This window comes from Pseudescherichia vulneris (assembly GCF_902164725.1).
Classification (GTDB): Bacteria; Pseudomonadota; Gammaproteobacteria; order Enterobacterales; family Enterobacteriaceae; genus Pseudescherichia; species Pseudescherichia vulneris.
The window spans coordinates 115,538-118,511 of record NZ_LR607338.1; the positions used below are offsets into that span (position 1 = coordinate 115,538).

7 protein-coding genes are annotated in these 2,974 nt (G+C 59.5%); all 7 read right to left on the bottom strand.

Translation table 11 applies throughout. The annotated features are described in order from the left end of the window. On the bottom strand, positions 1 to 232 hold a 232-nt coding region (locus FN633_RS00545; RefSeq protein WP_154058774.1), incomplete at its 3' end, for a hypothetical protein. Beyond that, a complete protein-coding gene (locus FN633_RS18440; RefSeq protein ID WP_154056381.1) occupies positions 232 to 546 on the bottom strand; it encodes a DUF1799 domain-containing protein in 315 nt (104 codons plus the stop codon). The genes FN633_RS18440 and FN633_RS00545, both read right to left, overlap by 1 nt. After that, a complete protein-coding gene (locus FN633_RS00555) occupies positions 543 to 854 on the bottom strand; it encodes a phage tail assembly chaperone (RefSeq protein ID WP_154056382.1) in 312 nt (103 codons plus the stop codon). Before FN633_RS00555 ends, FN633_RS18440 begins: the two co-directional genes overlap by 4 nt. A 51-nt stretch (positions 855 to 905) precedes the next feature. Next, positions 906 to 1,583: a phage tail protein gene (locus FN633_RS00560; RefSeq protein WP_154056383.1), complete on the bottom strand. Its 678-nt coding sequence runs from the start codon at positions 1,581 to 1,583 to the stop codon at positions 906 to 908. 49 nt (positions 1,584 to 1,632) lie between these two features. Further along, complete coding sequence (locus tag FN633_RS00565) at positions 1,633 to 2,043, bottom strand: phage tail terminator-like protein (RefSeq protein ID WP_154056384.1); 411 nt, start codon at positions 2,041 to 2,043, stop codon at positions 1,633 to 1,635. Further along, positions 2,040 to 2,624 (bottom strand): hypothetical protein, encoded by a 585-nt coding sequence (locus FN633_RS00570; RefSeq protein WP_154056385.1) that lies wholly within the window; start codon positions 2,622 to 2,624, stop codon positions 2,040 to 2,042. Before FN633_RS00570 ends, FN633_RS00565 begins: the two co-directional genes overlap by 4 nt. Before the next feature lies 1 nt (position 2,625). Continuing rightward, the coding region (locus FN633_RS00575; RefSeq protein WP_243731463.1) for a hypothetical protein at positions 2,626 to 2,974 on the bottom strand (349 nt) is incomplete at its 5' end.

Here is a 2,974-nt window from a genome sequence, read left to right on the forward strand (position 1 = left end):
CCCTGTTCACCGGGCTGATCTTATTCAGCAGGTTCTGCAGCTCCTGCTGCTGCTCTTTAAGGCTCTGGGTATTCTTTTTCTGATCGGATGCACCCGCGCGAAACACCGAGTTCAGATCATCGGCTTTGTTCGCCGCGCCGCCGGCTGTCTGCTGGAAATCGTCCAGCGCCTTGTTGCCGCGCTCCAGCTCGGCGGTATTCACCCGGAGCGAAATCGTTGCAATATCAGACATTACGCCCCCTGATGGACAATCTTCAGCGCCGCGCTTTCCATTACGCGGATATCCGTTAACGCGGTTGCCTCATCCTCCACCCCGTTCAGCTTCATCAGCCAGGGCAGCACGTTGTAATCCAGCCCGGTGATGCCGCCCATGCCCGTTCGCCACTGGGTGCCCATCGACTGGAAGACAGCGAACGCGGGCCAGATGTCGGGCCATACCTCAACGGTCTGCTCTTCTTCGGTGTAGTCGTCAGCACTCAGGCCGAACGCGGCCAGGTCTTCGGTGGAGGGTTCAGGCGTATAAAACGCCGAGGCAACCGCTATCAGTTTTTTTCGCGGTTACCCGTCAGTTCGCGGTAATAGGTGCTGACGATCGCTTTCATCGCGCCCGGGTAGTTGTCCAGCAGCACTTCAAGGTTTTCCTGGCTGAACGCGTCCGGCAGTGCCCAGCCCTCGGTGATCTCCACCAGAAAATCGATGGCGGTCTTACCTTCCAGCGTCTCCAGTGCGGCCAGCTCCTTAAGCGGCTTGTGGCGAAAAGTAAACGTAAGCATGCCGTCATCATCACCCGCGCGCGGGATCTTAACGTCGGCTTTAAACACGGGTTTGGGCTGAAGCTGAAATTTAGTGGCCATGTGTTCCTCGGCAGAAAGAAAGGCCCGCTGACGGGCCTGTTAAAGGGTGAATCAGGCAGCCGCCTGCGGAGCGGCGTCTTTGTAGAAGGTGATATCGCGGGACTGGATAGCAAACGCAGGCTGTACCGTTTCGACGTTGTTTACGGCGGTGGTTGGCTGCGGGTCGAAAGACGCTTTCCCGGACCAGTAACGCATCTCTTTTGCCTTAGGTACGTACATGCGCAGCGGCAGCGTATCGCCGGAACGATCGGCTGCTGACAGCACGGCATAGATAGGCAGCGTGGAGTCATGCGCCATGGTGAAGGTCTGCGACTTCGCTGCCTTGTAGGTCGCCAGGTTGCGCTGGCGGTCATCGGCAAGGAACTGGATCTGTGTGTACTGCTGGTCACCACCGGACTGTGCAACCTCGGTGATCTGCGGGATTTCAGTCCACTCGGCTACTTTGCTGAGTGAACCAGCACCCGAGCCAGCCGGGAAGAAGTTGGTATCGGTGCTGTTAATCACCCCGATCGTCACGCTGGTGGTCGTCTGCGCCGTGACACGCGCCACCAGGCTGTCGATGAGTGCCCAACCGCTGGAAACCAGCACCACGTCTCCCACAGCGAGGCCGTGGCCGTTTGCAACGGTAAAGACAGCACCTGCGGCATTGCTCACGCCCGTCACCGCCACAGGCGTGGCGAGTTTCGAGCCGACGAATACCGTGGCGCCATTAGGTAATGCGAAGCCCATAGGGATTCTCCATGTAGAAATAAAAAACCGGCAGCGCCGGTGGGAATGTTCAGGCTGAGATATCAGCCCGGTAGTTGATGCTGACGGGAATGGAATAGGACACGCCGTCCGGTATGCCGGGATAGATGGCAGGCGGTGATGTCACCCAGGCGGTAAAACCGTCGCCGGGGATTTCCTGGTTCTCCGGGAACAACCCGGCGACAAGGCGGGCCAGCGCTCTGGCCTGTGATTTGCCACTACCTGCTGGCGCGACGACGGTGACCTGATACACGCCGGGATAGACCCGGCAGCCACCCGCCATATCAATGCTGTAGGGCTGCGCGGGCATGTCATGAGAGATCAGATAGAGTCCGTCGCCTGGCGGGTCGAACTGAATGTTATCCCACGCCACCGGCACGCCCTCGCCGTCAGCCCACAGACCCAGCATCGCCTCAAGCGCCGTTGTGATGTCCGGTATCATTTTTTAACCTCGCTGACTGCCTCGCTGAAGTACCGCTGGAACTCGGCGGCGGTGATGCGCACCATGCCGCCAGGGGCCTGGCTGGAATGCCCCATCTCCAGCGGGTAGGCATACGGGACGTTGTTACTGAAATAGACCGCCGTGGTACCGACTTTGAACTGCTCCAGCACCAGGTTGCCTGCGGCGATCGTCTCGTGGCCAGCCTTATCGATGCGCCCTGTCTCGCCCGTTGTCCGCTGGTCAAACGACACCTGCCAGTTACCGCGAAAACGCCCGCCCGTATAGCCCGGCGGTGCCTTCAGGTCCATGCTGTCGTTTACCTTACGACCCGGCCGCAGCCGCCCTGCCTTAGTCAGGTTGTCCGGGTTCTGCCGCAGCAGGCTGTTATGCTCCGTGACCGCCGCGTTATAGGCCACCGCCGTCTGGTTGACCGCCCACAGCTCTGGATTGCCGACAGGCGACATCTGCACCAGTCGCGCCAGAATTTTGATGCCGACCACACGCACCACTTCCTCCTGCCGCGCCTTTGCCTGGCTGACGAACGCATTGATGGACACCATAAACGCCTGGTTATCTGCCATGTTATGCCCTCAGCTGAGCGCGGTAGCACAGCAGCACTGTGCCAGGCTTAACCGGGTTAGGCTTTTCAATGCGGTACCATTTGCCGTCCATCTCCACCATGTCACCGGTGCGCAGCTCGGTATCAGCAGTAAACACAATGCGCGTATCGCCGTTTATGATGACCGTGCCATCTATTTCACCGGGTTTATAGTCAGTCCGCACGCCGATGGCAGTGAAGGTCTTATCCGGTTCGCGATGCTCAACGCCGCCGGTGACCGTTACCGATCCCTTTCGCTTTACCGGGTACTCCGCGCCGTTCTCGGTGAGCAGACGCGCGCTGGTGGCTTTCATGCGGGTGTAGGTAACAGGC